This window comes from Streptomyces sp. NPDC048269 (genome assembly GCF_040652395.1).
Taxonomy (GTDB): Bacteria; Actinomycetota; Actinomycetes; order Streptomycetales; family Streptomycetaceae; genus Streptomyces.
In genome coordinates, this window is record NZ_JBEZLW010000004.1 from 24,177 (window position 1) to 49,166 (window position 24,990).

Annotated in this window: 22 protein-coding genes; 8 read left to right on the plus strand and 14 right to left on the minus strand. The window is 72.5% G+C overall.

The features are described 5' to 3' along the window. Window positions 1-4 precede the first annotated feature (4 nt). The 4 genes from AB0D48_RS05770 to AB0D48_RS05785 are packed head-to-tail and all read right to left on the minus strand — an operon-like array spanning window position 5 to window position 4,161. Complete coding sequence (locus tag AB0D48_RS05770; RefSeq protein WP_362391170.1) at window positions 5-784, minus strand: CDP-alcohol phosphatidyltransferase family protein; 780 nt, start codon at window positions 782-784, stop codon at window positions 5-7. After that, entirely contained in the window at window positions 762-1,823 is a 1,062-nt protein-coding gene (locus AB0D48_RS05775) for an iron-containing alcohol dehydrogenase family protein (protein WP_362391173.1), read from the minus strand. Before AB0D48_RS05775 ends, AB0D48_RS05770 begins: the two co-directional genes overlap by 23 nt. Then, window positions 1,811-2,563: a phosphocholine cytidylyltransferase family protein gene (locus AB0D48_RS05780; protein ID WP_362391175.1), complete on the minus strand. Its 753-nt coding sequence runs from the start codon at window positions 2,561-2,563 to the stop codon at window positions 1,811-1,813. Before AB0D48_RS05780 ends, AB0D48_RS05775 begins: the two co-directional genes overlap by 13 nt. Beyond that, complete coding sequence (locus AB0D48_RS05785; RefSeq protein ID WP_362391177.1) at window positions 2,560-4,161, minus strand: DUF5941 domain-containing protein; 1,602 nt, start codon at window positions 4,159-4,161, stop codon at window positions 2,560-2,562. Before AB0D48_RS05785 ends, AB0D48_RS05780 begins: the two co-directional genes overlap by 4 nt. Here AB0D48_RS05785 and AB0D48_RS05790 point away from each other — a divergent pair. From AB0D48_RS05790 to idi, 3 genes are all read left to right on the plus strand, one after another. Further along, a complete protein-coding gene (locus AB0D48_RS05790; RefSeq protein WP_362391179.1) occupies window positions 4,156-4,299 on the plus strand; it encodes a hypothetical protein in 144 nt (47 codons plus the stop codon). The genes AB0D48_RS05785 and AB0D48_RS05790 overlap by 6 nt on opposite strands. Window positions 4,300-4,745: 446 nt before the next feature. Beyond that, window positions 4,746-6,014 carry a bifunctional class I SAM-dependent methyltransferase/N-acetyltransferase gene (locus AB0D48_RS05795; RefSeq protein WP_362391701.1) on the plus strand — a complete coding sequence of 423 codons (1,269 nt, stop codon included), beginning with the start codon at window positions 4,746-4,748 and terminating at the stop codon, window positions 6,012-6,014. Window positions 6,015-6,161: 147 nt separating this feature from the next. Beyond that, on the plus strand, window positions 6,162-6,761 hold the full coding sequence (gene idi / locus AB0D48_RS05800; RefSeq protein WP_362391181.1) for an isopentenyl-diphosphate Delta-isomerase: 600 nt from the start codon (window positions 6,162-6,164) through the stop codon (window positions 6,759-6,761). 23 nt (window positions 6,762-6,784) lie between these two features. On the opposite strand, the gene AB0D48_RS05805 is transcribed toward idi, so the two are convergent. Continuing rightward, window positions 6,785-7,300 carry an ATP-binding protein gene (locus AB0D48_RS05805; RefSeq protein ID WP_362391703.1) on the minus strand — a complete coding sequence of 172 codons (516 nt, stop codon included), beginning with the start codon at window positions 7,298-7,300 and terminating at the stop codon, window positions 6,785-6,787. A 377-nt stretch (window positions 7,301-7,677) separates the two neighbouring features. Between AB0D48_RS05805 and AB0D48_RS05810 the strand changes: the two genes are divergently transcribed. Then, window positions 7,678-8,511 (plus strand): enoyl-CoA hydratase-related protein, encoded by an 834-nt coding sequence (locus AB0D48_RS05810; protein WP_362391183.1) that lies wholly within the window; start codon window positions 7,678-7,680, stop codon window positions 8,509-8,511. Here AB0D48_RS05810 and AB0D48_RS05815 read toward each other — a convergent pair. Beyond that, window positions 8,498-9,124, minus strand: a complete 627-nt coding sequence (locus AB0D48_RS05815) for a DJ-1/PfpI family protein (protein WP_362391185.1) — start codon at window positions 9,122-9,124, stop codon at window positions 8,498-8,500. The genes AB0D48_RS05810 and AB0D48_RS05815 overlap by 14 nt on opposite strands. A 105-nt stretch (window positions 9,125-9,229) precedes the next feature. Next, a complete protein-coding gene (locus AB0D48_RS05820; protein ID WP_362391187.1) occupies window positions 9,230-10,204 on the minus strand; it encodes a GlxA family transcriptional regulator in 975 nt (324 codons plus the stop codon). 272 nt (window positions 10,205-10,476) lie between these two features. Here AB0D48_RS05820 and AB0D48_RS05825 point away from each other — a divergent pair, with 272 nt between their 5' ends. Then, a complete protein-coding gene (locus tag AB0D48_RS05825) occupies window positions 10,477-12,114 on the plus strand; it encodes an ABC-F family ATP-binding cassette domain-containing protein (RefSeq protein ID WP_362391189.1) in 1,638 nt (545 codons plus the stop codon). 338 nt (window positions 12,115-12,452) lie between these two features. Beyond that, complete coding sequence (locus tag AB0D48_RS05830) at window positions 12,453-12,731, plus strand: hypothetical protein (RefSeq protein ID WP_362391191.1); 279 nt, start codon at window positions 12,453-12,455, stop codon at window positions 12,729-12,731. Between the two features lie 63 nt (window positions 12,732-12,794). Here the strand turns inward: AB0D48_RS05830 and AB0D48_RS05835 are convergent, their stop codons facing one another. The 5 genes from AB0D48_RS05835 to AB0D48_RS05855 form a co-directional block, all read right to left on the minus strand. Further along, window positions 12,795-13,580 (minus strand): SDR family NAD(P)-dependent oxidoreductase, encoded by a 786-nt coding sequence (locus tag AB0D48_RS05835; RefSeq protein WP_362391193.1) that lies wholly within the window; start codon window positions 13,578-13,580, stop codon window positions 12,795-12,797. Further along, window positions 13,577-14,773, minus strand: a complete 1,197-nt coding sequence (locus tag AB0D48_RS05840) for an MAB_1171c family putative transporter (RefSeq protein WP_362391195.1) — start codon at window positions 14,771-14,773, stop codon at window positions 13,577-13,579. Before AB0D48_RS05840 ends, AB0D48_RS05835 begins: the two co-directional genes overlap by 4 nt. Further along, complete coding sequence (locus AB0D48_RS05845) at window positions 14,763-15,203, minus strand: hypothetical protein (RefSeq protein ID WP_362391197.1); 441 nt, start codon at window positions 15,201-15,203, stop codon at window positions 14,763-14,765. The genes AB0D48_RS05840 and AB0D48_RS05845 overlap by 11 nt, the downstream gene beginning before the upstream one ends. A gap of 320 nt (window positions 15,204-15,523) precedes the next feature. Continuing rightward, window positions 15,524-17,962: a Tex family protein gene (locus AB0D48_RS05850; protein WP_362391199.1), complete on the minus strand. Its 2,439-nt coding sequence runs from the start codon at window positions 17,960-17,962 to the stop codon at window positions 15,524-15,526. Between the two features lie 194 nt (window positions 17,963-18,156). Further along, window positions 18,157-19,020, minus strand: coding sequence for a hypothetical protein (locus AB0D48_RS05855; protein WP_362391201.1), 864 nt, complete (start codon window positions 19,018-19,020; stop codon window positions 18,157-18,159). Between the two features lie 446 nt (window positions 19,021-19,466). On the opposite strand from AB0D48_RS05855, the gene AB0D48_RS05860 reads away from it, so the two are divergent. Then, window positions 19,467-21,014, plus strand: coding sequence for a M1 family metallopeptidase (locus AB0D48_RS05860; RefSeq protein WP_362391203.1), 1,548 nt, complete (start codon window positions 19,467-19,469; stop codon window positions 21,012-21,014). A 6-nt stretch (window positions 21,015-21,020) separates the two neighbouring features. On the opposite strand, the gene AB0D48_RS05865 is transcribed toward AB0D48_RS05860, so the two are convergent. Beyond that, window positions 21,021-21,917, minus strand: coding sequence for an oxygenase MpaB family protein (locus AB0D48_RS05865; RefSeq protein ID WP_362391205.1), 897 nt, complete (start codon window positions 21,915-21,917; stop codon window positions 21,021-21,023). Window positions 21,918-22,046: 129 nt separating this feature from the next. Here AB0D48_RS05865 and sph point away from each other — a divergent pair, with 129 nt between their 5' ends. Continuing rightward, window positions 22,047-23,048 carry a sphingomyelin phosphodiesterase gene (gene sph / locus AB0D48_RS05870; RefSeq protein ID WP_362391207.1) on the plus strand — a complete coding sequence of 334 codons (1,002 nt, stop codon included), beginning with the start codon at window positions 22,047-22,049 and terminating at the stop codon, window positions 23,046-23,048. A 50-nt stretch (window positions 23,049-23,098) separates the two neighbouring features. Here the strand turns inward: sph and AB0D48_RS05875 are convergent, their stop codons facing one another. Further along, a complete protein-coding gene (locus tag AB0D48_RS05875) occupies window positions 23,099-24,928 on the minus strand; it encodes an AMP-dependent synthetase/ligase (RefSeq protein ID WP_362391209.1) in 1,830 nt (609 codons plus the stop codon). Window positions 24,929-24,990 lie beyond the last annotated feature (62 nt).

The following is a 24,990-nucleotide window of genomic DNA, read 5'->3' on the forward strand; positions in this document are numbered from 1 at the left end:
GCGGTCACTTGAGCCTGCTGGAGGCCAGGATCGACACCAGGTGCAGCACGGTCTGCAGCACCGCGATGCCGGCCAGTACGGCCACACCGACGCGGGAGTAGAACAGGTCGCCGCGGACCTGGTCCAGGACGGCCAGCACCAGGATGAGCAGCGAGGCCTCGATGCCGAGGACCAGGCGGTGGAACTTGAGCGCGGCGGCGGCCCGGCGGGCGAGCGCCATGCCGGACGAGCGCGGCTCGGCCGCCGCGTCCTTGACCACCGGCTTGCCGGCCTGGTGGCGGGCGACTCCGACCAGGTCGGTCTCGGCCTTGATCAGGATCGCGCCGAGCGCCGCGAGGGTGCCCAGGAAGGCCCACAGCCAGTCGATGCGCCCGGTGCCCCACAGGTCGGCGGCGCGCAGGCCGAAGCCGACCAGCACCGCCGCGTCGCACAGGTAGGCGCCGACCCGGTCCAGGTAGACCCCGGAGAGCGAGAACTGCTTCTTCCAGCGCGCGACCTCTCCGTCGACGCAGTCGAGCAGCAGGTACAGCTGGACCGCGACCACGCCGAGGACGGCGCCCAGGACGCCCGGCACCAGAAGGGCCGGGAGGGCGAGGACGCCGGCGAGGGTCATCACGTAGGTCAGCTGGTTCGGCGTGACCTTGGTGGTGACCAGGAGGCGGGTGATGCGCAGGGAGATCTCGCGCATGTAGAGGCGCCCGCCCCAGTGCTCGCCGCTGACCCGGTCCTTGACGCCCGCCGGGTGCACGACGGGCCGGAGTTCAGCTACGGATGGTCTTGGCATAGTCGGCGTAAGCGTCCCTGATCTCGGCTGCGGACAGGTTGAGGTGCTCCAGGATCGTGAAGCGTCCCGGGCGGGTCTGGGGGGCGTACTCGACGGCCGCGACGAACTCGTCGACGGTGAAGCCGATCTCCTCCGGGGTCACCGGCAGCCCGTGCCGGCGCAGCACCTCGACGAAGAGGCCGGACTGCTCCTCGGCCCCGCGCAGGTGCATCGCGAAGGCGGCGCCCAGGCCGACCTGCTCGCCGTGGAGCGCGGAACGCCCCGGGTGGAGCAGGTCGAAGGCGTGGCTGATCTCGTGGCAGGCGCCGGAGGCGGGGCGGGTGTCCCCGCTGATCGACATGGCGATGCCGGTCAGTACCAGGGCCTCGGAGAGCACGGTGAGGAACTCGTCGTCGCCGCATCCGCCGGGGTGGCGCAGCACGGACTGGCCGGCGGTACGGGCCATGGCGGCGGCCAGGCCGTCGACGGGCTCGCCGGTGATCTCGTGCGAGAGCTCCCAGTCGGCGATGGCCGAGATGTTGGAGATCGCGTCGCCGACGCCGGCACGGATGAACCGGACGGGGGCTTCCTTGATCACATCGAGGTCGATCACCATGGCGATCGGCGTGGGCACGCCGTAGGAGCCGCGGCCGTTGTCGTTGTCCAGGATGGACACCGGCGAGCAGATGCCGTCGTGCGAGAGGTTCGTGGCGACGGCCACCATGGGCAGTCCGACCCGCGCCGCGGCGTACTTCGCCACGTCGATGATCTTGCCGCCGCCCAGGCCCACGACGGCGTCGTAGCGGCGGCCCTTTATGTCGTCGGCCAGCTTGACCGCGGAGTCGATGGTGCCGTCGACGACGGCGTACCAGTCGGCGTGCGGCAGTACGGGCTCCAGCTTGGCGCGCAGCGCGACGCCGGAGCCGCCGCTGATCGCGATCGCCAGCTTGCCGGACGCGGAGATCCGCTGGTCGGCCAGGAGGCCGGCCAGGTCGTCCATGGCGCCGCGACTGATGTCGACGACGACGGGCGAGGGGATGAGCCGCGTCAGTACTGGCATGCGATCGTCCGGCCCTTGGCGAGGTCGTCGTGGTTGTCGATCTCGACCCACTTGACGTCGCCGATGGGGGCCACGTCGATGGTGAAGCCGTCGTTCACCAGCTGCTGGTAGCCGTCCTCGTAGTAGAGGTCCGGGTCGCGCTCGAAGGTGGTCTTCAGCGCGTCGGCCAGCTGCTCGGCGGCCTCCGGCTCGATGAGGGTGACACCGATGTACTCGCCCGTCGCGTCGGCCGGGTCCATCAGCTTGGTGATCTTCTGCACGCCCTTGCCGTCGGCGGTGACGACCTTCATCTCCTCGTCCGCCAGGTTCTTGACCGTGTCGAGGGCGAGGATGATCTTCTGGCCGTTGCCGCGGGCGGCGAGCAGGGTCTTCTCGACGGAGACCGGGTGGACGGTGTCGCCGTTGGCGAGGATCACGCCCTGCTTGAGGACGTCACGCGCGCACCAGAGGGAGTAGGCGTTGTTCCACTCCTCGGCCTTGTCGTTGTCGATCAGCGTGATCTTGACGCCGTACTTGGCCTCCAGCGCCTCGCGGCGCTCGTAGACGGCCTCCTTGCGGTAGCCGACGACGATGGCGACCTCGGTGAGACCGACCTCGGCGAAGTTGCCCAGGGTCAGGTCGAGAACGGTGAGGCTCTCCTCCTGGCCCTCGGGGCCGACGGGCACGAGGGCCTTGGGCAGGGTGTCGGTGTAGGGACGCAGACGGCGTCCGGCACCGGCAGCGAGTACAAGGCCGATCATGCTGGTTCTCCTTCGTCATGTACGGCGGGTGCCCCGGAGGAGACCCAGAAGCGGATGCTCTCCACGAGCACCACGAGTGCCACGAACACGGCCATGGCCGTGAGCGCGACGGGGAACACGTCACGGGCGAGGACGACGGACAGGACCACGGTCAGCAGGACCCGGCCCTCGTGACCGCCGGTCGTCCGCACCAGCCAGTGCGGCGGCGCGCCCGAACCACCACGGATGCGGTAGACCGTGTCGTAGTGATGGTAGGCGACCGCCGCGACCAGTCCGAATGCGGCGGGAAGGGCTCCGGGCACGTCCGCCTTGGCGGCCAGCGCGAGGATCGTCACGTACTCGGCGAACCGGAAGAGCGGCGGGACGAGCCAGTCGAGGGGGCCCCTGAGGGGGCCGGCGACGGCCGCGCCGGCGAAGAAGACGTAGGCCAGGGCGGTCCCGATCAGCCAGGTGTCGCCGAAGTCCCGGATCACGGCCCCGCCTGCCATCAGCACGGCGCCGGCCAGGGCCAGCCCCACCGATTCGTAGTTCGGCCGCCGCTTCGTTGGACGGGCCGGGCCGGTCCAGGCGAGCACGGCGGAGTCGGCGAGGTCGGCGAGGGCCTGGGCGGCCCGGTCGGTCCGGGTGGCCTTGCGCGTCAGCGAGCGCAGGACCCGGCCGGCGGTGGTGTAGAGCGCGCCGAAGGCGCAGCCGGCGAGCAGCGCGTAGAAGACGATCCGAGGCGTGGTGAAGGCGGTCAGGACCGCGATCATCGCCCAGCGCTCACCGATCGGAAGGATGATCATCCGCCGGACCCAGACCGTCCATCCGACGCTGTCGAGCCTGTCGGACAGGGCCGCCGTGGGGCTCGTGTTGGCGGTCGCGTCGTGGTTGGCCTCGTTGAAGGCGAAGTCGACGACGTGCCGGCAGGTCATGAGGATCATGGCGCCGAGCGCGAGCGCCCAGACGTCGTCGCCGTTCCTGGCGGCGCCGAGCGCGAGACCCGCGTAGAAGGAGTACTCCTTAGCGCGGTCGAAGGTCGCGTCGAGCCAGGCGCCCATCGTCGAGTACTGGAGCGAGTAGCGGGCCAGCTGCCCGTCGGTGCAGTCCAGGACGAAGGAGACGAGGAGCAGCACACCGGCCGCGACGTAGCCCCAGCGCTCGCCGGTGGCGGCGCAGCCGGCCGCGATCAGCGCGGTGATCAGCGAGGCGGTGGTGACCTGGTTCGGGGTCAGGCCGCGGCGCGCGCACCAGCGGGCGATGTAGCGCGAGTACGGGCTGATGAAGAAGGTGGTGAAGAAGCCGTCGCGGGACTTCACGGCGGTCCGCAGGCGGACGGCCTCGTCGTCGACGGCGGCGACGGCGGCGCTCGCCGCGTCACGTTCCGCCGTGGTGGCGGGGACGGCGGCGACGAGGGTGCCGAGCTCGGGGCGCTGGACGGCGGTCCCGGAGGCCTCGACCGCGGCGGCGAGCCGGTCGGCGTACGGACCGGCGCCCGCGGGGGCGTCGGCCGCGGCCTTGTCGAGGGCGCCGCGGGCGCCGGGCTGGACGGCGAGGGCGCCGGTGACCGCGCAGGCGTCGAAGCGCGGGTCGGTCAGCGCGAGGCGCAGCGCGTGCACGTGCCCGACGAAGGCACTGTCCACGACGGCCACCCGCTGATCGGCGGGTACGGCGGCCAGCGCGGCGGCCGTGTCCTCGGGACCGGCGGCGGGACGGACGTCGAAGCCGAGGGAGCGCAGCTCGTCAGCGAGCGGTGATCCGGGGACCGGCAGGCCGGTGAGGATGACGGTCGGCAGACGAACTCACTCCTTGTGACGGATTCCGAACGGGCGCCTCAGGGGGCGACGACACGTCGGCAGAGGCTATCGGATGAATGGAAGCAGGGGTTCACCACCCGTTTACGCCCCGATAAGCCGAATATTCCCGGCCCGGTTCGGGGCGTGATCATCATTGACGATCACGGCGCGGTACCACAAACGGCGTCGATGTTACGGTGGACACGCCCCTGATCGTGTCGAGTGGAAAGAGGTGGGTTGATGACCGTCGCAGTGGTCGCGGCCATGCGCAGCGAACTCCGGTGCATCCCCCATTTCTTCCGGGCATCCGGCCGGGCCTGATCACGCGCTCCACACGCTGAGCGGCCTCGTCGGCCGGAGCCCCCGTTCAAGGGTTCACGTTGACCGACACCCCCTCCAACAGCTTCATGCAGGCCTTCTTCACCCTGCACCGCGGCCTGCCCCGGCAGGCTCCCGGTTCCGACGCGTCCACCCGGCACCTGCTGTCCCTGTGCGAACCGCTGCCCGAGCGGCCGCGCGTCCTCGACCTGGGCTGCGGGCCGGGCCCCAGCGCCCTGCTCCTCGCGGCCGAGGCGGGGCGTCCCGGATCCGGTGGCGCCGAGGTGACCGCCGTCGACCTGTACGAGCCGTTCCTCGAGGAGCTCCGTAGGGCCGCGACGGCCCGCGGGCTCGCCGATCGCGTCCGCACCGTCCGAGCGGACATGGGCGCGCTCCCCCTCGAGGACTTCCAGGACGGCTCCTACGACCTCATCTGGGCGGAAGGCTCCGCCTACGTCATCGGCTTCGCCACCGCGCTCGCGCGGTGGCGGCGGCTGCTCGCCCCGGGCGGCACGATCGTGCTGACCGAGTGCGAGTGGACCGTCGAGGAGCCCTCCGCCGGCGCCCGTGCCTTCTGGGACGAGCAGTGCCCGCTGCGCACCACGGCCGGCAACGTCGCGGCAGCCCAGGCCGCCGGGTACCGGGTGCTCGGCGTGCACCGGCTGCCCGACTCCGACTGGGCCGGGTACTACGGCCCGCTCGCCGAGCGGGTCAGGACCCACCCGGGCGGCGAGGACCCGGCGACGACGGCCGCACTGGCCGCCGCCCGCGAGGAGCTCGGCGTGCGGGCCCGGCACGGGCACGAGTACGGGTACACGGGCTACGCCCTGCGCCCCGTGACCGCCGGGGACGGCGGAGCCTGGCCGGCCCGGCCGGAGACCCCGGCCGACGTAGCCGCCGTACGGAACGTCAACCTGACGGCGTTCGGGACCCCGCTGGAGGCGGATCTCGTGGACGCGCTGCGCCACGACGACTCCTGGGTGCCCGGGCTGTCGTACGTGGCCGAGGGCCCGGACGGCTCGGTGGCCGCGCACGCCCTGCTCACCGTGTGCGCGGTCGACGGGGTACGGGCCCTCGCGCTCGCCCCGGTGGCCACCGATCCGGCGCTCCAGCGCTCGGGCGCGGGCAGCTCGGTCGTACGGGCGCTGCTCGCGGCGGCCAAGGAGCGCGGGGAGTCCCTGGTCCTGGTACTGGGGCACCCGGAGTACTACCCGCGCTTCGGTTTCGTGCCGGCGTCGCGCTTCGGGATCAGGGCCCCCTTCGAGGTCCCCGACGAGGCGTTGATGGCGCTGGTCCTGGACGATTCCGTGCCGGTGCCCGCAGGCACGATCAGCTATCCGGCCCCGTTCGGAGTCTGACGCCGGCAGCCCCGTGGGCACGTACGCGAAGTGATCCCTCCCCGCCGCTTACCACGCGGCGGGGAGAGACATGCGCAGATCTCCGAAGTGGGGACAAGCCCCTTTTGTACGGCAGACTGAAGGCCGAGTCCGAAGCGAAGGATGGGTATGCCGACCTCACCAGCCACCGCCGCGAACAGCGCGACCCACGGCACCGGGACCCAAGAGCCGATCATGCTCGAACTGGTCGACGAGTCCGGGAACACCATCGGCACGGCGGAGAAGCTCTCCGCCCATCAGGCCCCCGGGCAGTTGCACCGGGCGTTCTCCGTGTTCCTCTTCGACGAGCAGGGCCGTCTGCTGCTCCAGCAGCGGGCCCTCGGGAAGTACCACTCCCCCGGCGTCTGGTCGAACACCTGTTGCGGTCACCCCTATCCCGGGGAGTCGCCGTTCGCGGCGGCGGCCCGGCGGACCCACGAGGAGCTGGGGCTGTCGCCCTCGCTGCTCGCGGAGGCGGGGACGGTGCGCTACAACCACCCGGACCCCGCGTCGGGCCTGGTGGAGCAGGAGTTCAACCACCTTTTCGTGGGACTCGCGCAGGCGGCCCTGCGGCCGGATCCGGAGGAGGTCGGGGACACCGCCTTCGTCACCGCCGAGGAGTTGGCCAAGCGGCACGCCGAAGTGCCGTTCTCGGCCTGGTTCATGACCGTGCTGGACGCGGCGCGGCCGGCGATCCGCGAGCTGACCGGTGAGGCCGCGGGCTGGTAGCCCGTGCGACGCCCGGACTCCGGTCAGCCGGCCGGGGTCGTGGAAGCGGTGGCGGCGGCCGGGGCGGTGAGGGGCAGGGCAGCCCAGATGACCTTGCCGCCGGTCGAGGTGTGCTCGACGTCGCAGACCCCGCCCGCCTCCAGCGTGATCTCCCGTACCAGGAGCAGGCCCCGGCCGCCGGTCTGACCGAAATCGGCCTCCAGCGCCTTGGGCCGGTACGGGTGGTTGTCCTCGACGGCCACCCGTACCCACTCCCGGCCGATCGCGACCTCGACCGCGACCTCCGGGGAGAGCAGGGCCGCGTGCCGGACCGAGTTCGTCACCAGTTCGGAGACGATCAGCAGCAGGGAGTACACGAGGTCCTGCTGGGCGGGCACCCCCTGGCGCCCGAGGAGGTCCCGGACCGCGCGGCGAGCCTGCGGAACGGATTCTTCAACGGCGGGAGCGGTGAACCGCCACACTCCCTCGTACGCGAGGGGGGCGGCCGGAGCCTCCGGCTCCCCCTCCCTGGCTGGCGGGACGCTCCCGCTGACATCCATCTTCCGTCCCCCGTCTTCGCGCTCGATCGTCTCCACGCGTCCAGAGTGAGGAACGGGCTGGTCCGGTCCGAACCCCTGACCATAAGTCAGCATGATTCGGACACATTCTGACCGTTGGCGTATGACAGAGTCAGTTGTTCGACTGTTCCTGATCTTCCGTGGGGCGTCTCTCGGCTGCCTCGCACGCCACGTCAGCCGCGCCCGCCTCCGTCGGCAGCTCGTCTTCGCTGACCAACCCCAGGATGGGCCGCGCGCCCACGCCCAGGGCCACCAGGACTCAGGCCGTCGAACAGGAGGGCGAGGGAGAGAAGGTACCGATCACGTAGGGGCGGACTCCCTTGATCATAGGACCGGCGGCCCGGGATAGCATCCGGCCCATGGACGCAGCCCGGGACGCAGCCCTCCTGCACACGGTCGCCGACGGGGTCGCCACCGTCGTCATCTCCCACCCCGCCAAGCGCAACGCCATGACGGCCGCGATGTGGCGGGCCATGCCGGAGCTGCTGGCGGAACTGGCGGCCGACGCGGCCGTACGGGTGCTCGTCCTGACCGGGGCGGGACCGACCTTCTGCGCGGGCGCGGACATCTCCTCGCTGACCGGGGACGACGAGCCGCAGGCCCTCGCCATCGCGGCGGAGGAGGCCCTGGCAGCCTTCCCGAAGCCGACGCTGGCGGCGATCCGCGGGTTCTGCGTGGGCGGCGGCAGCCAGCTGGCCGCCGCCTGCGATCTGCGGTTCGCGGAGGAAGGGTCGTCGTACGGGGTGACCCCGGCGAAGCTGGGCATCGTCTACGCGGCCTCCTCCACCAGGCGGCTGGCGGCCCTGGTCGGTCCGGCCACCGCCAAGTACCTGCTCTTCTCCGCGGAGTTGATCGACGCGGACCGGGCCCTGCGGACCGGTTTCCTGGACGAGCTGCTGCCGGCCGGCCAACTGGACAAGCGGGTGGCCGAGTTCACCCGCGTACTCGTCTCGCGCTCGCAGCTCACCCAGGCCGCGGCCAAGGAGTTCGCGGACGGGAGGGCGGACCGGGACGGGTACTGGACGGAGCAGGCGGCCGGAAGCGGCGACACCGCGGAGGGCGTCGCCGCGTTCCTGGAGCGCCGGGCGCCCGTCTTCCGCTGGCCCGCGGAAGACCGGCCCGCGGAAGACCGGCCCGCGAAGGGCCGGCTCGCGGAGGACCGGCCCGCGCAGAACCGGCCTACAGAGGACTGACCGCCCGCAGCCGCGCGACGATGTCAGCCGGGGCTTTGGCCGGGGACCCGGCGTCGTAGGGCGGCTGGGGGTCGTACTCGGTCATCAGCTGGACGGTCTGGGCGTACTCGTCCCCGGCGATCCTGCCGAGCAGGGTGAGGCCCATGTCGATCCCGGAGGAGACACCGGCGGCGGTGACGTACTTCCCGTCGAACACCACCCGCTCCTCGGTGGGCTCGGCCCCGAACCTCGGCAGCTGGTCCAGGAACAGCCAGTGGCTCGCGGCCCGCCGCCCGTCGAGCAGCCCGGCGGCGGCCAGCAGCAGGGAGCCGGTGCAGACCGAGGTCGTCCACGTGGTGGTGGCGTCGACCGCCCGCAGCCATTCGAGGACGGCGGGATTCTTCATCTCCACCTCGGGGTGCGGTCCGCCGGGCACGAGGACGATGTCGGGCCGGGTCACCTCGTGGAGCGCCTTGTCGGCGACGAGCGCGAGCGATCCGTTGTCGGTCCGCACCGGCCCGGGACGCTCGGACACGAACACGATCTCGGCGCCCTGGAGGCGGCCGAGCGTGTCGAAGGGCCCGATGGCGTCCAGGGAGGTGAAGCGGTCGTAGAGCAGTACGGCGATCTGCATGGCTCCTCCGGAGCGGTTGCGTGGTACCGGCCCCCGGCCGGGGGCGGCATGTCTGTCCGGGCGCGGCCCGGCAGGGGACGGCAGGTCTGTCCCCGCCCGGCCCGGCTACGGGACCTGAGGGGGGCAGGGGCCGAAGCGGCGCCGGTATTCGGCCGGGGACTGGCCGAGGGTCTTCACGAAGGCGCGGCGCAGCGCCTCCGGCGTGCCGTAGCCGCACGCCCGCGATATCTGCGCGACGCCCTCGGCGCTGTCCTCCAGCAGCCGCCGCGCGTGCTCCACCCGCACCCGTTCGACGTACCGGCCCGGCGTCACGCCCGTCTCCGCCTGGAAGGCGCGCGCGAAGTGCCGAGGCGACAGCCTGGCCCGGGCCGCCAGTGCCTCGACGCTCAGGTCCTGGCCCGGGTGCTCGGTGATGAACTGCTGCACGTCCCGCAGGGGCTCCCGCCGCGCCGTCTGGGCCTCCAGCTGCGCGCTGAACTGGGCTTGGTTGCCGGGCCTGCGCAGGAACACGACCAGGTGCCGGGCGATCGTGAGCGCCACGTCCCGCCCGTGGTCCTCCTCCACCAGGGCGAGCGCGAGGTCGATGCCCGCCGTGACCCCGGCCGAGGTGGCCACGGGCCCGTCCCGTACGTAGATGGGATCCGGCTCCACCGCGACGGCCGGGTAGTCACGCGCCATCTGCTCGCACACGTACCAGTGCGTCGTCGCCCGCCGCCCGTCCAGCAGCCCCGCCTCCGCCAGCAGCAGGCCGCCCGTGCACACGGACACCAGCCGCTCCGCGCCACCCCCGTGAGCGCGCAGCCAGTCGGTGAGCCGCGGCTCGAAGTCGGCCGTGTACCGGCCACCGGGCACGAGCAGCGTGGTCCCCTTCCCCGGCCGGGCGCTCTCCAGCTCCCCGTCCGGCATCAGCATCAGCCCGCTGCTCGTACGGACCGGCGCGCCGCCAGGCGACACGGTCCGGATCCCGTACCCCGCCCGGCCCGGGAACCGGCCGACGGCGGCGAACACCTCCACCGGGCCGGTCACGTCAAGGCTCTGCACCCCGTCGTAGAGGACGACGAGCACGTTTCGCAACAACATGCCCTCATGGTGTGACGCGCAGCCGGATGGCTGCAATGACGTGCACCCCACCTATCCGGCCATGGCGGCCGGCCCCGTCTCCGGGCCCGCCGCGCGCTCGCCCCGGCACTGGCCCGGTCCTGCGCCGAGGGGGACCCACTCACCCGCCCGGCCTGCTCAGCACCCCTCCCGCCCTCGCGGCCGCCGTGACCGCGCTGTGGACCGCGCTCCAGGTCATGGGGCTGAGACGTGCGCACTGGGCCGGCGTGTGCCCGGATAGGATTCGGCCCATCATGACTGCAACCCTCGTCGCCAAGAAGCTCACCGCCGCGCATGGTGAGCGCACGCTCTTCGCCGATCTCGACCTCGTCGTCGCGCCCGGCGACGTCATCGGCCTGGTAGGCGTCAACGGCGCCGGGAAGTCCACCCTGCTGCGCCTGCTCGCCGGGCTGGACACCCCCGAGACCGGTGAGCTGCGGCTCGCCCCGCCCACCGCCGCCGTCGGGCACCTCCCGCAGGAGCCGGAGCGCCGGCCCGAGGAGTCGGTACGGGACTTCCTGGCGCGGCGCACGGGTGTGGCGGCCGCGCAGGCGGAGCTCGACGCGGCGACGCAGGGCCTGGTGGACGGGACGCCGGGCGCGGACGACGCGTACGCGACCGCGCTGGACAGGTGGCTGGACCTCGGTGGCGCCGACCTCGACGAGCGGGCGGAGGAGGTCGCCGCGGAGCTCGGCCTCACGGTGGGTATGGACCTGCCCATGACGGCGCTCTCCGGTGGCCAGGCGGCCCGCGCGGGCCTCGCCTCCCTGCTGCTGTCCCGCTACGACGTCTTCCTGCTCGACGAGCCCACCAACGACCTGGACCTGGACGGTCTGGAGCGGCTGGAGCGGTTCGTCAAGGGGCTGCGCGCGGGCACGGTCGTGATCAGCCACGACCGGGAGTTCCTGACGCGGACCGTCACGAAGGTCCTCGAACTCGACCTGGCCCAGCAGCAGATCAACCTCTACGGCGGCGGCTACGACGCCTACCTGGAGGAGCGCGAGCGAGGCCGCGACCACGCCCGCGAGGAGTTCGAGGAGTACGCGGGCAAGAAGTCCGCCCTCGAGGGCCGGGCCCAGATGCAGCGCAACTGGATGGACAAGGGCGTGCGCAACGCCCGCCGCAAGGCGAGCGACAACGACAAGATCGGCAAGAACCTGCGCGGCGAGTCCAGCGAGAAGCAGGCCGCCAAGGCCCGCCAGACGCAGCGGGCGATCGAGCGGCTGGAAGTCGTCGAGGAGCCGCGCAAGGAGTGGGAGCTGCGCATGGAGATCGCGGCGGCCCCGCGCTCCGGCTCGGTGGTCGCGACCCTGCGCGAAGCGGCCGTCAAGCGGGGCGACTTCACCTTCGGGCCGGCCAGCCTGCAGATCGACTGGGCGGACCGGGTGGCGATCACCGGGGCCAACGGCGCGGGCAAGTCCACCCTGCTCGCCGTCCTGCTCGGCCGGCTGACACCGGACTCCGGCTCCGCCACTCTCGGCTCCGGCGTCCTGATCGGCGAGGTGGACCAGGCCCGCGGCCTGTTCCTCGGTGACGAACCGCTGCTGGAGGCCTTCTGTGCGGCCGTCCCGGACACCGAGCCGGCCGAAGTCCGCACGCTGCTGGCCAAGTTCGGCCTCAAGGCGGCCCACGTCCTGCGCCCGGCGGCCACGCTCTCCCCGGGCGAGCGCACCCGCGCCGCCCTGGCCCTGCTCCAGGGCCGCGGGGTGAACCTGCTGGTCCTGGACGAGCCCACCAACCACCTCGACCTCCCGGCGATCGAGCAGCTGGAGTCGGCCCTGGAGGCCTACGAGGGCACGCTCCTGCTGGTCACCCACGACCGTCGCATGCTGGACACCGTCGCGGTGACCCGCCGCCTCCGAGTCGCCGACGGCAAGGTCACCGAGCTGTAGCCGAGGGGGGCGGGCAGTTTGGCGGGGCCGGCTGCGGGAGCCGCCTCGGCGTCCCAAGGTGCCGACCGGCTCGGGCGCGACTAGCCTTTGTGAGTGAGAGCCGCTACCGCGGAGCACGCCTTCATGGCTGAAGTGCCGCGTCAGCAGGGTGGCACCTCTGACGCGTGCCTGCTTCGGAACCCATGTGGCGCCTGAGCCCCTCGTGGCCGGGACATCTGCTTCCGCACTTCCCGCGGCCCTGTATCCGATCCGCGCTGCGCATTCTGTTTCTGCGGCCGCGGTTCCGCCCCCTTCGTGCCTCGTCGAGGTGCGGAAGGGTGGAAGGAAAGGGAATACCCATGCATGCACAGAGAGCGAAGCGCCTCTTCGTGGCCTCCGCCGCCGGTCTCCTGATGGCCGGTGGGGCTGCGTTCGGCACGGCGGGCACCGCCTCGGCGGCGGCCCCTGCCCAGCCCGTCAGCTACGTCAACGGCGGCGGCTGCGACGACGACGATGACGACTACGGCAGCCACTACAGCGGCTGGCGTCACGGCGGCTGGGACGACGATGACGACGACGACTACGGTTGGGGAGGACACGGACGCGGCCACGGACACGGCCACGGACACGGCTACTGATTCCCTCACAGCACGCCCTGCGCGGACCCGTTCCACCGGGCCGCGCATCGGGCTGCCGTAGCCTCAGCGCTCGTCCGGCCGGTCTGCCGGGGCGCGCCGGGTGCGGGCCATCCTGCGCGCCACGAAGCTGCGCGGGAGGTGGCGGGCGGCCAGCGCGTACGCCTGGTAGCGGCGGCCCGTGATGCTCAGCGGGCGGCGCAGGGCGAGGTCGCGCAGGGCCTGGTCGACCACGGCCCCCGGCTCCAGCCAGACCGCCTCGCGCAGTGCGCTGACGTCCATCCCGGCGCGTTCCTGGAACTCGGTGCGCGTGAAGCCCGGGACAACCGCCAGCACGCGGACGCCGTACGGCGCCATGTCCACCCGCAACGACTCGCTGAACGCGGTGATCCAGGCCTTGGCGGCCCCGTAGGTGCCGGTCGGCAGCAGCCCGGCCACCGAGGAGACGTTGACCACCGCGCCCCGGCGGCGCTCGCGCAGGCCCGGCAGCACGGCGTGGGTGAGCCGGAGCGGGACCTTCACCAGCAGGTCGAGCATCCGCTCCTCGTCCTCGACCGGGCCGTACGGGAAGGGCGCGGGCAGTCCGAAGCCCGCGTTGTTGACCAGGATGTCCACCGGCCGGGCCCGGTCGGACAGCCGCTCGGCGACGGCCGCGCAGTCCGCCGCGTCCAGCAGGTCGGCGGGCAGCACCTCGGACGCCGTGCCGAAATCCCGGGCGAGTTCCCGCGCGACGGCCTGCAGCCGGTCCTTGTCGCGGGCGACGAGGACCAGGTCGCAGCCCTTGGCGGCGAAGCCCCGGGCGAAGGCCGCGCCCAGTCCGGCGCTGGCCCCGGTGATCAGTACGGTGGTCAAGACGGCTTCACTTCCCGGCGGTCGGACACGTCACGGCGTGCGGTGTACTCCTGGGCGACGTCGACGAGGAACCGGGCCTCGTCCGCCAGGTCCCCGCTTTCGTCGGAGGTCTGGATCGCGGCGGTCAGCTCCAGGCCGGCCGCGTCGCCCGGCTGTCCGGGCAGTCCGTCGAGTTTCGTCCGCCGCGCCTCCTTCAGTACGGAGGCCAGCGCGGCCGCGGTGCGCCGCTGCTCGGGGACCCCGCGGCCGGCGACCTGGCCGCGGGCGAGCTCCAGGGCACCCGGGGAGACGTACTCCCCGAGGATCAGGATCGCGTCGCGCGTCTCGATGACCTTGCGGTACACGAGCAGGTTGCGCGGGACCGGCGGCCACAGCAGCTCGACCACCCGCCCGGCCCGCGGCTTGTTCAGGGCCACGTGCGGGACGGCCTGGACCAGGTCGCGCCACAGCGGCCACAGCCGCCATGCGGTCGCGATGTCGGCGGCCGTGCGGCGGAAGGTGAAGAGGGTAGGCACGAGGATCCCGGCGGCGCGCAGCAGGCCGTGCACGTTCATCATCAGCGGCAGGGCGGGCATCGCCCAGGTGCTGCCGAACAGGGCCTTGAGCAGGTACGCGAGCCAGAACAGGCCGGCGAGCGCGGTCCCGAGGCCGAAGAGCCGCAGTCCGGCGGCCAGTCCCCGGCTCTCGGTGCGGCGGCTGTAACGCCAGCACAGGGAGACGCAGATGGTGTTGGCGGCCAGGTGGGCGGAGATCAGCACCAGCCAGTACGCGAGGGAGGGCACCGGATCGCCCACCGGCGGCATGGTGTGCGTGCCGTGCGCGGGCGCGGCCAGGTCCAGCGCGACGAGCGCGGTGAGCCAGCCCGCCGTGGCGGTCCAGGAGGCGAGCTGGAGCCGGCGGCGGCCGGTGGCGGCGGCCACGAAATAGAGGACGGCACCGGCGGAAAGGACGCCGATGAGGTTGCGTACGAGTCCGATGGTGTGGGCGTAGGCGGCCTCGCGGCTCATCGCGTAGGCGACGACGTCGGGAAGGTTCAGGGTCATCGCCGCGGCGGCCGTGGCGACGGCCAGCCACAGGCCGCGCTGCTGCCGGGAGCGCAGGGCGCCGGGGGCGCGGAGGAGGACCGCGATCCACAGGAACACCACGCTGGGAACCGACAGCCAGTTGCCGAAGGCGGTCAGGTCAGCAGCCATCGTTGCCCCACTCGTAGCCCATCGCGGATTCCAGCCGGGCCAGCGTGCCGCGGGGCCGGGGGGCCGACTGAGGGCCCGCGTTCGCCGTGCGGATGCGGATCATGCTGGCGAGCATCTCCGCCTCCTGCTCCTGGCGGGTGGTGTAGTTGGTGCGCCCGAGCACGGTGGGGGCTCCGCCGTCGGCCTCCTCGCCCTCCAGGGAGTGGTGGCCGAAGAGGATGTGGCCGAGCTCGTGGAGCACGATGTGCTCCCGGTGGAGCGGGGTGGTCTGCGCCTCGTAGAAGACGTAGTCGACGCTGTCGGTGCCGACCCACAGTCCGCAGACTCCGGACTCCGCCGCCTCCTTGGGGAGGGGGTGGAGCCGGATGGGGCGGCCACGCTGTTCGGCTATTCGGCCGCACAGGGCGTCGAGTGAAAAGGGGTGGGTCAATTCCAGATGGCCGATAATGTTCTCGCACCGTTTACGCAGGCTGAGTTGCCGGTGGGGCATGTGATCCCTCTTCGGACCCTTTCTCGGGCAGCGTCGGTAGGCGTGTGCGGGCATGGGCATGGTGTCCTGTGCCTTCAAGGCGGCCTCGGGGAATGCGGTCCTGAGGGGAAATGCGGATGCCCGTCCGCCGGGTGACGAACGGGCGTTCCACCATGCCTACAGATCTTGTACGGGAATTGGCAAGGCAAGTCCCGTGGTGGGGGACCTATTCGGCCAACCTGTACACGGACCTCACACGCCGGGGTGGCCGCAAGCCACCCTTACCGCTTGCGGCGGCGCTCCTCGGGTCCGGTCAGACCGGCGCGGCGCAGGGCGTCGGCCATCGCGCTGTTGGCGGGCGCGGGGGCGGGTGCTCCGGCGCCCTGTCGCTGGCCCTGGCCGCCGCCCTGGCCGCGCTGGGCCTGGTTCCTGCCCCCGCCCTCGCGGGCGCCCGCGCCGCCGCGCTGCTGCGGCGGACGGCCGCCGCCCCGCCGCTCCTGCCGTACCTCACGCTGCCCGGGCGCACCGGCGGAACGGTCCGCCTCGTCCTCCAGCCGCAGGGTCAGTGAGATCCGCTTGCGCGGGATGTCCACGTCCATGACCTTCACGCGGACGATGTCGCCCGGCTTGACCACGTCCCGGGGGTCCTTGACGAAGGTCTTCGACAGCGCCGAGACATGGGCCAGTCCGTCCTGGTGGACGCCGATGTCGATGAAGGCACCGAAGGCGGCCACGTTGGTGACCACGCCTTCCAGGATCATCCCGGGGGCCAGGTCGCCGATCTTCTCCACGCCCTCCTTGAAGGTCGCCGTCTTGAAAGCGGGGCGCGGGTCGCGGCCCGGCTTCTCCAGCTCGCGCAGGATGTCGGTGACCGTGGGCAGACCGAAGGCCTCGGTGACGAACTGCTCCGGCCGCAGGGAGCGCAGTACGCCGGTGTTGCCGATCAGGGCCGCCACCTCGCCGCCGGCCGTCTTGCCCATCGCCCGGACCACCGGATACGCCTCGGGGTGCACCGCGGAGGCGTCCAGCGGGTCGTCCCCGCCGCGGATCCGCAGGAAGCCCGCGCACTGCTCGTACGCCTTCGGGCCCAGCCGGGCCACGTCCTTGAGCCCCTTGCGGCTGCGGAAGGGGCCGTTGGCGTCGCGGTGGGAGACGATGTTCTCGGCGAGTCCGCCGCTGATGCCCGACACGCGCGAGAGCAGCGGCGCGGAGGCGGTGTTGACGTCCACGCCGACGCCGTTCACACAGTCCTCGACGACCGCGTCGAGCGAGCGGGAGAGCTTCACCTCGGACAGGTCGTGCTGGTACTGGCCGACGCCGATCGACTTCGGGTCGATCTTCACCAGCTCGGCGAGCGGGTCCTGCAGGCGCCGGGCGATGGAGACCGCGCCGCGCAACGACACGTCCATGCCTGGCAGTTCCTGCGAGGCGAAGGCGGACGCCGAGTACACGGAGGCACCGGCCTCCGAGACCATCACCTTGGTGAGCCGCAGCTCGGGGTGGCGGGTGATGAGGTCCCCGGCGAGCTTGTCGGTCTCGCGGGAGGCCGTGCCGTTGCCGATCGCGATCAGCTCGACCGCGTGCTCCTTCGCGAGGCGGGCGAGCTTGGCGAGGGACTCGTCCCACTTGTTGGCGGGCACGTGCGGGTAGATGACGTCCGTGGCCACGACCTTGCCGGTGGCGTCCACGACGGCGACCTTCACGCCGGTACGGAAGCCCGGGTCCAGACCGAGCGTGGCCCGGGTGCCGGCGGGGGCGGCGAGCAGCAGGTCGCGCAGGTTCGCGGCGAAGACCCGTACGGCCTCGTCCTCGGCGGCGGCGCGCAGCCTGGTCCGCAGGTCGATGCCGAGGTGCACCTGGATCTTCGTTCGCCAGGCCCAGCGGACCGTGTCGGCCAGCCACTTGTCGCCGGGCCGGCCGCGATCGGCGATGCCGGAGCGGCGGGCGATCATGCCCTCGTACGTGGACGGGCCGGGGGTCGCCGTGTCTTCGCGGTCCTCCGGCTCCAGGGTGAGGTCGAGGACGTCCTCCTTCTCGCCGCGCAGCATGGCGAGGACGCGGTGCGAGGGCAGTGCGGTGAACGGCTCGGCGAAGTCGAAGTAGTCGGCGAACTTGGCGCCCGCCTCCTCCTTGCCCTCGCGGACCTTCGCGGCGAGCCGTCCGCGGCTCCACATGCGCTCGCGCAGTTCGCCGATCAGGTCCGCGTCCTCGGCGAACCGCTCGGTGAGGATGGCGCGGGCGCCCTCCAGGGCCGCGGCCGCGTCGGCGACGCCCTTGCCGGCGTCCACGAACGCGGCGGCCGCGGCGGCGGGTTCCACCGAGGGGTCGCCGAGGAGGGCCTCGGCGAGCGGCTCCAGACCGGCCTCCCGGGCGATCTGCGCCTTGGTGCGCCGCTTGGGCTTGAAGGGCAGGTAGATGTCCTCCAGCCGGGCCTTGGTGTCGGCCGCGTTGATCCGCGCCTCCAGCTCGGCGTCGAGCTTGCCCTGTTCCCGTACGGAGTCCAGGATCGCGGAGCGCCGGTCCTCCAGCTCGCGCAGATACCGCAGCCGCTCCTCGAGGGTGCGCAGCTGGGCGTCGTCGAGCATCTCGGTCGCTTCCTTGCGGTAGCGCGCGATGAACGGCACGGTGGAGCCGCCGTCGAGCAGCTCGACGGCGGCCTTGACCTGCCGCTCCCGTACGCCGAGTTCCTCGGCGATCCTGCCTTCGATGGACGTCGTCACGATCGGGTCCCGCCTGCCTTCGTTTGCACTGGAAGGCTGCCAATTGTGGCAGGTGGCCGCGACGGGGGACGGTAAGCCCGCCAGAGCGCGGCCGCGGGGCCCGGTGCGGGACCGGTGCGGGACCGGTGCGGAGCCGGTGCGGAGCCGGTGCGGAGCCGGTGCGGGCCCGGTCAGGCGCGGTCAGGCCCCGCCGGTCAGGCCTTGCCGCGCAGGCCCGCCGGGAAGGCTCCGGCCATGACCGCCTTGGCCACGAAGCCGCCGCCGAGTTCCGCGAGGCGGGCCAGGCCGGCCGCCCCGAGGTGCTCGTAGGGGGCCGCGTCGAGGCGGTCGGTCTCCGTCTCCAGCCGCTCGCGCAGGGCCGCGCCCTCCTCGGTCAGCTCGCCGTCGGCGTCGAGCACGCCGCGCTCGCGGAGCCGTGCGGCAGCGGCGTCCAGGTCGGACTGCTCCCAGCCGCGGATGGCCTTGAGCCACTTCGGGGTCATGCCCTTGCCGGTGGCGGTGTGGCTGACCAGGGCTTCGAGCGGGTCCAGGCCGGCGATGAGCAGGGCGGCGAGGTGGCCGTCGCCGCGGTGCTCGCGCAGCAGGGTGGTCGCGTGCCACAGGCGAAGGTGCGGTTCCTCGGGTACGGGAAGGTCGGCGTGGGCCGCGTAGAGGGGACGGGCGTGCCGGGTACAGCCCTCGGTGGCGCGTATCGCCAGGTCGGCGGCCTCGGCGAGCTCGGGCGACTCGATGGTCTCGGTGCCGAGCAGCCGGCGCAGGGTGGCGTCGGCGGCGCGCAGCCGGGCGGCGACGGCCTGTTCGGGCGTGGCGGTGTCCCAGACGGCGGGGAGGTGCCGGGCGACGAGGTCGTGGCGGTAGTTGTAGAACGTGGCGGTCACCGTGCCCGCCCCGACGGCGCCCATGGCGGCGGAGCGGTGTGCGAGGTTGACGGCGACGGGGTCGGTGATCCCGAGGCCCGCGAACTCCTTGGTGGTGTCCGGCGAGAAGTAGACGGTGGAGTGCAGCGGGTTGATCGCGGCGTGCCAGCAGTGCCGTGCGGCGAGCGGGGGAAGAGTCATGAACGGCAGGTTACCGACTGTTCGGTATGTCGGCCAGGTCCGGCTGCGGTTCCGGCAGCCGGAGCCCGGGACGCGGACCAGGCGCGGCCGGGGCGGGGCACGGCCGGATCCAGCCGATCCGGAGGCCCGGATGTGGCTCCTCGGAGGGGGCCTTCCTCGTGCTCGGCACGCTCCCCGGCTTCGGCGCGCGTGCGCCGGCGGGGCACTGGGCCGCCGCCTGCGCCGCAGGCCACGCGCCCTGGCCCGACAGCACCGGGTGGCCGGCGGGGTGCGTCCGGCGCACTGCGTCCCCGGCGCTTTCGCGGCAGCGTCCCGCGCCCCGTGACGGCCGGATGGCGATCGTGTGACAGCGGGGGCCATGGACATGACGTGGGCCGTCACGGGTGAATACGGTCGAACGGCAAGGCCTTGAACCGCTCTGTCTCCCCTACCACTTGGAGCCATTCGTGCACCGCAAAGTCATCGCCCCGAGCGTGCTCGCCGCTTCCCTGCTGCTGGTGATCCCGGCGTCGGCGGCGAGTTCCGGTCCGGGCGCCCCGGGTATCGGTGATCCCTACTACCCGGCCAGCGGCAACGGCGGATACGACGTGTCGCACTACGACCTGCGCCTGCAGTACCAGCCGAAGACGGACCTGCTCGAAGGCACCGCCACCCTCCTCGCCACCGCCAAGCAGGACCTGTCCCGCTTTAACCTCGACTTCGGCCTCCAGGTCAGCGAGGTCCGGGTCAACGGGGCCAAGGCGAAGTTCGCCACTTCCGGGACCCACGAGCTGGAGGTCACCCCGGCGAAGCCCCTGGCGCGCAACACCCCGCTGACCGTCGTCGTCAAGTACGCCGGGAAGCCCTCCGAGCTGAAGGTGGACGGCTGGACTGCCTGGCAGCGCACGCCCGACGGCGGCGTGGCGGCGCAGGAGCCCGACTCTGCGGTCTGGTGGTTCCCGAGCAACGACCACCCGCTCGACAAGGCCACGTTCGACGTCTCGGTCAACGTCCCGGACGGCACCCAGGCGATCAGCAACGGCGTGCTCCAGTCGCAGACTTCGCGGCTCGGCTGGACCCGGTACAACTGGCGGTCCAACAAGCCGCAGGCCACGTACCTCGCCACCCTCGCGGTCGGCAGGTTCGACATCACCACCGACAAGACGGCGAGCGGTCTGCCGGTCCTCAACGCCTACAGCAAGGACCTAGGCGACAACGCGGGCGCGGCGCGCGCGAGCGTGGAGCGGACAGCCGAGGTCGCCGAGTGGCTGGAGGGGGTGTTCGGTCCGTACCCCTTCAACGCGCTGGGCGGCTACGTGCCGAACGTGACCGCCGGCTACGCGCTGGAGACCCAGACGCGGCCGTTCTACGGTCCGCGCCAGTTCCAGAACGGCGCGAACGTCTCGGTGGTAGTGCACGAGCTGGCCCACCAGTGGTACGGAGACAGCGTCTCCGTCGAGGGCTGGAAGGACATCTGGATCAACGAGGGCTTCGCCCGCTACAGCCAGTGGCTGTGGTCGGAGAAGGAGGGGGAGGGCACCGCGCAGGAGCTCGCCGACTGGGCCTACTCCACACGCCCGGCGGAAGACCCGTTCTGGCAGGTCAAGCCCGGTGACCCGGGTCCGGAGAACCAGTTCCACGGTGCCGTCTACGACCGCGGCGGGATCGCCCTCCAGGCGCTGCGCAACCACATCGGCGACGAGAAGTTCTTCCAGATCCTCAAGGGCTGGCCGGCCGAGCGCACCTACGGCAACGCCAAGGTGGCGGACTTCGTCGCCTATGCGGAGAAGGTGTCCGGGCGGCCGCTGGCCCAGCTGTTCGACACCTGGCTCTACACCCCGGGCAAGCCGGACGCCTCGGCGCTGAACCCCGCGGCGCCGGCCGCCACGGCCCGTTCCTTCTCGGCGCCGGTGACGAAGACGGAGCCGAAGTCCTGGAAGAAGATCGCGGAGACGAACACGATCCACGACCACGACCACGGGCACGGGAACAGGACCGGGAGCGACGGGCGCTGACCCCCGTCAGCGGGCGGCGGCGCGCCATCGGGCCCGCGCCGCCCGCGCGACGGGCAGGTACCGCAGCTTCTCGGGGAGCAGTGGTACGAGGAGCCGTGCGGCCGTGCTGAACCGCCGGAGCCTGCGCTCCTGGGCCGGGCTCCACTCCAGCCCGATGGCCGCGCGCGCGTCGGGCGGCATGTAGCCGACGGTGACGAAGGCCCGGAAGCGCAGGTAGGCCACGCGCAGCACGGGCCAGGTGAGCCGCACCAGCAGCCGCACCGGCAGCGGGCCGACCTCGGGGCGGGGCAGCGGCACATCGGTGGCGAGCAGCTCGCGGGCGACCGCGGTCGGCTCGATCTCCTCGGCCAGCATCCGGCGGTAGTACGGCCAGAACTCCTCGACCGTCTGCGGCATGTCCCGGTCGCGCAGACCGAGGATCCGGCCGACCTGGAGCCACTCCCGGTAGAGCTGCCGCTCGTTGGCGGGGCTGATGCGGCGGAAGAGGTAGCGCCCGGCGTACAGGGCGATGGGGAACCCCGTGGCGTGCACCCAGGCGTAGCAGGCCGGGTCGAGGGAGTGATAGGGGCGCCCCCGGGTGTCGGTGCCCTGGATCTCCCCGTGCAGGCGGCGGACCCTGCGGCCCTCGGCGGCGGCCTCGTCCCCGCCGTACACCCACAGCTGGACGGAGCGCAGCGAGCGCTCGCCGCGCCCCCAGGGGTCGGTGCGGAAGACCGAGTACTGGTCGACCCCCGCCCCGACCGCGGGGTGGGCGACCTGGAGGGTGAAGGCGGCGGGCAGCGTCAGCAGGGACCTGATGTCCCCGGCGGTGGTCCACAGCACCCCGCCGGGCGGGGGCGGCTCGGGGTCGGTGCGGGCCCGCGCGGGGCGGCCTTCCGATGTGTTCGCTGCCGTTGTGCTCATGTGACCAGTATGCGAGAGCCAGATGTCCCCGGGCCGGACAGAAAGTCTTGTCACGGGTGTTACCCAGAGGTAACCGTGGCTGCTTGGATGACGGAGCCGATCTTCCCCCGCAGGAATGATGGAGACCCCATGCAGCACACCTCGCACCGCCGTCACCGGGCCGCCGCTGCCGTCGCCGTGGTCGCCGCCGGCGCGCTGGCCGCCACCACGGCGCCGGCCGCCACGGCCGCCCCCTCCGCCACGGCCTCGGTCGCCTCCGCCCCGCGGCTGAGCGTCCTGTCGTACAACGTCTTCCTGATGAGCAAGAGCCTCTACCCGAACTGGGGTCAGGACCACCGGGCGGCGGAGATCCCCAAGGCCGCCTTCTACCAGGGCCACGACGTGGTCGTGCTCCAGGAGGCCTTCGACAACGGCGCCTCCGACGCGCTGAAGGCCAACTCGGCCGCCCAGTACCCGTACCAGACCCCGGTCGTCGGCCGCAGCAAGAGCGGCTGGGACGCCACGGGCGGCGCGTACTCCTCCACCACCCCGGAGGACGGGGGCGTCACGGTCCTGAGCAAGTGGCCGATCGTCCGCAAGGAGCAGGTGGTCTACAAGGACGCCTGTGGCGCCGACTGGTGGTCCAACAAGGGCTTCGCCTACGTCGTGCTGAACGTGAACGGCGTCAAGGTGCACGTGGTCGGCACGCACGCCCAGTCCACCGACCCGGGCTGTGGCGCGGGCGAGGCCGCGGACATGCGCGCCCGCCAGTTCCGCGCGATCGACGCCTTCCTGGACGGGAAGAACATCCCGGCGAACGAGCAGGTGATCGTGGCGGGCGACATGAACGTCGACTCGCGCACCCCCGAGCACGCCGCCATGCTCGCCAACGCGGACCTGGCCGGCTCCGACACGCGCACGGGCCACCCGTACTCCTTCGACACCGCGCTGAACTCGATGGCGAACTACCGCTACCCGACCGACCCGCGCGAGGACCTGGACTACGTCCTCTACCGCAAGGGCAACGCCCGCCCGGCGGGCTGGGAGAACAACGTCGTCAAGGAGCAGTCGGCGCCTTGGACGGTCTCCAGCTGGGGCACCTCCTACACGTACACCAACCTCTCCGACCACTACCCGCTGATCGGCCGCTAGGCCCGCGGTCCGGTGGGCGGCGTGCCGCCCACCGGACCGGGCCGCCCGCGTCAGCGGGTCTCGTAGAGGCCTTCGATCAGCGCGCCGTACTTCTCCCGGACCACGCGGCGGCGCAGCTTCAGCGAGGGCGTGAGCTCGCCCGACTCGGGGCCCCACTCTTCGGTCAGCACCCGGTACCGCTTGATCTGCTCGGTCCGGTTGAGCCGCGCGTTGGCCGTCTCGACGGCCCGGGCGATCTCCTCCCGGACGGCCGGGTGTTCGGCGAGCTCGCCGAGGGAGGCGGCCTCGATGCCCCGGGCCGCGGCCCAGGCCGGGGCCAGCTCCGGGTCGAGGACCAGCAGGGCCACCAGGTAGGACCGGGCATCGCCGTGGACCAGTGCCTGGCCGATCAGCGGGTGCTCCTTGACGGTGTTCTCCACCAGCGCCGGGGAGACGTTCTTGCCCGTGGACGTGATGATCAGTTCCTTCTTGCGGTCGGTCAGCCAGAGGAACCCGTCCTCGTCGAGCCGGCCGATGTCCCCGGTCGGAAACCAGCCCTCGCCGTCCGCGGCGCTCTCCACCGAGCCGTCGGGCCGCAGGTAGCCGCCGAAGACGGTCTCGCCGCGGGTGAGGATCTCCCCGTCCTCCGCGAGCCGCAGCTCCAGCCCCTCGATCGGCCGGCCCACCGAGCCGAGCCGGAAGGCGTCCGGGCTGTTGACCGTGCACACGCCGGAGGTCTCGGTGAGCCCCCAGGCGTCCATGATGGTGATCCCCCAGCCCGCCCAGAAGCGGACCACGTCGATCGGCATCGGCGCGGTGGCACTCGCCGTCCAGACGAGGCGGTCCAGGCCCGCCAGGCCCAGCAGCGGGTCCAGCGCCCGCTCCTTCGCCCGGGTGTACGAGGCTTCGAGCGCGGCCGGTATCGCCTCCCCGCGCTCGCGGTGGCCGGCCCGGGCCCGGGCCAGGTCGTTGGCCGCCTCTATGGCGGCGCGCTGCTCGTCGGGCAGCTGGGCGAGGACGGCCCGTACGGACGCGGCGAGCTTCTCCCACACGCGGGGCACGCCGAAGAACTGCACCGGGCGCAGCTCGCGGACCGCGCCGGACACGGCGGCGGGGTCGGCGCACAGCCGTACGTGGGCGGCGCGCAGCAGCGGCAGGTAGATGCCGAGGACCCGTTCGGCGATGTGCGCGAAGGGCAGGTAGCAGATGTGCTCGGCGTGCTCGGGCAGTTCCACGTGCCGGTCGAGGCGGACCGCCTGGAGCATGAGGTTGCGGTGGCTGAGGCGGACGCCCTTGGGGTCGCCGGTGGTGCCGGAGGTGTAGACGACGGTGAGCGGGTCCTCGGGGCGCGTTTCCTGCCAGGCCTTCTCGAAGGCGTCGGCGTGGTGCAGCCGGGCGCCGCTCGCGTACAGGGAGCCGTACGTGCGGTGCGGGCCCGCCTCGGCGGCGTTGGCCACGACCAGCCGCTCCAGGGGCACATCGGCGTCGGTCAGCAGCGGCTCCCACCGGGCGAGCTCGCGGGCGCCCTCGACGACCGCGACCCTGGCACGGCTGTGGCGGGCGATGTGGGCGATCTGGCCGGGCGCGGAGGTCCCGTACACGGTGACGGGGACGGCGCCGAGATGGACGAGCGCGAGGTCGCTGAGCCAGTGCTCGGGGCGGTTGCCCATCATGAGCAGGACGTGGTCGCCGCGCTCGACGCCGAGGGCGGCGTAGCCGGAGGCGAGGACGGCGGTCTGGCGGCGGACCTCGCGCCAGCTGAGGGTCGTCCACTGGGCGGCTTCGGGGCCGGCGCGCCAGGACAGGGCGGGCAGGTCCCCGTACTCGGCGGCGTTGCGGGCCAGCAGGGCGGGGAGGGTGAGCTCCTCGGGTCGTCCGGGCAGTCGCAGGTTCGTGGTCATGGGCAGCTCCTGGCCGTTTCACATCGTTGGTGCGACAGCAATACTGTTGAACCCAAGCTGTG

Coding starts and splice junctions, on each gene's coding strand:
- AB0D48_RS05815 (WP_362391185.1), bottom strand. CDS start 9,124: ATGCAGATCGCCGTACTGCTCTACGACCGCTTCACCTCCCTGGACGCC.
- AB0D48_RS05810 (WP_362391183.1), top strand. CDS start 7,678: ATGGACGCAGCCCGGGACGCAGCCCTCCTGCACACGGTCGCCGACGGG.
- AB0D48_RS05775 (WP_362391173.1), bottom strand. CDS start 1,823: ATGCCAGTACTGACGCGGCTCATCCCCTCGCCCGTCGTCGTCGACATC.
- AB0D48_RS05820 (WP_362391187.1), bottom strand. CDS start 10,204: ATGTTGTTGCGAAACGTGCTCGTCGTCCTCTACGACGGGGTGCAGAGC.
- AB0D48_RS05840 (WP_362391195.1), bottom strand. CDS start 14,773: ATGGCTGCTGACCTGACCGCCTTCGGCAACTGGCTGTCGGTTCCCAGC.
- AB0D48_RS05795 (WP_362391701.1), top strand. CDS start 4,746: ATGCAGGCCTTCTTCACCCTGCACCGCGGCCTGCCCCGGCAGGCTCCC.
- AB0D48_RS05825 (WP_362391189.1), top strand. CDS start 10,477: ATGACTGCAACCCTCGTCGCCAAGAAGCTCACCGCCGCGCATGGTGAG.
- AB0D48_RS05830 (WP_362391191.1), top strand. CDS start 12,453: ATGCATGCACAGAGAGCGAAGCGCCTCTTCGTGGCCTCCGCCGCCGGT.
- AB0D48_RS05865 (WP_362391205.1), bottom strand. CDS start 21,917: ATGAGCACAACGGCAGCGAACACATCGGAAGGCCGCCCCGCGCGGGCC.
- idi (WP_362391181.1), top strand. CDS start 6,162: ATGCCGACCTCACCAGCCACCGCCGCGAACAGCGCGACCCACGGCACC.
- AB0D48_RS05875 (WP_362391209.1), bottom strand. CDS start 24,928: ATGACCACGAACCTGCGACTGCCCGGACGACCCGAGGAGCTCACCCTC.
- sph (WP_362391207.1), top strand. CDS start 22,047: ATGCAGCACACCTCGCACCGCCGTCACCGGGCCGCCGCTGCCGTCGCC.
- AB0D48_RS05770 (WP_362391170.1), bottom strand. CDS start 784: ATGCCAAGACCATCCGTAGCTGAACTCCGGCCCGTCGTGCACCCGGCG.
- AB0D48_RS05855 (WP_362391201.1), bottom strand. CDS start 19,020: ATGACTCTTCCCCCGCTCGCCGCACGGCACTGCTGGCACGCCGCGATC.
- AB0D48_RS05805 (WP_362391703.1), bottom strand. CDS start 7,300: ATGGATGTCAGCGGGAGCGTCCCGCCAGCCAGGGAGGGGGAGCCGGAG.
- AB0D48_RS05780 (WP_362391175.1), bottom strand. CDS start 2,563: ATGATCGGCCTTGTACTCGCTGCCGGTGCCGGACGCCGTCTGCGTCCC.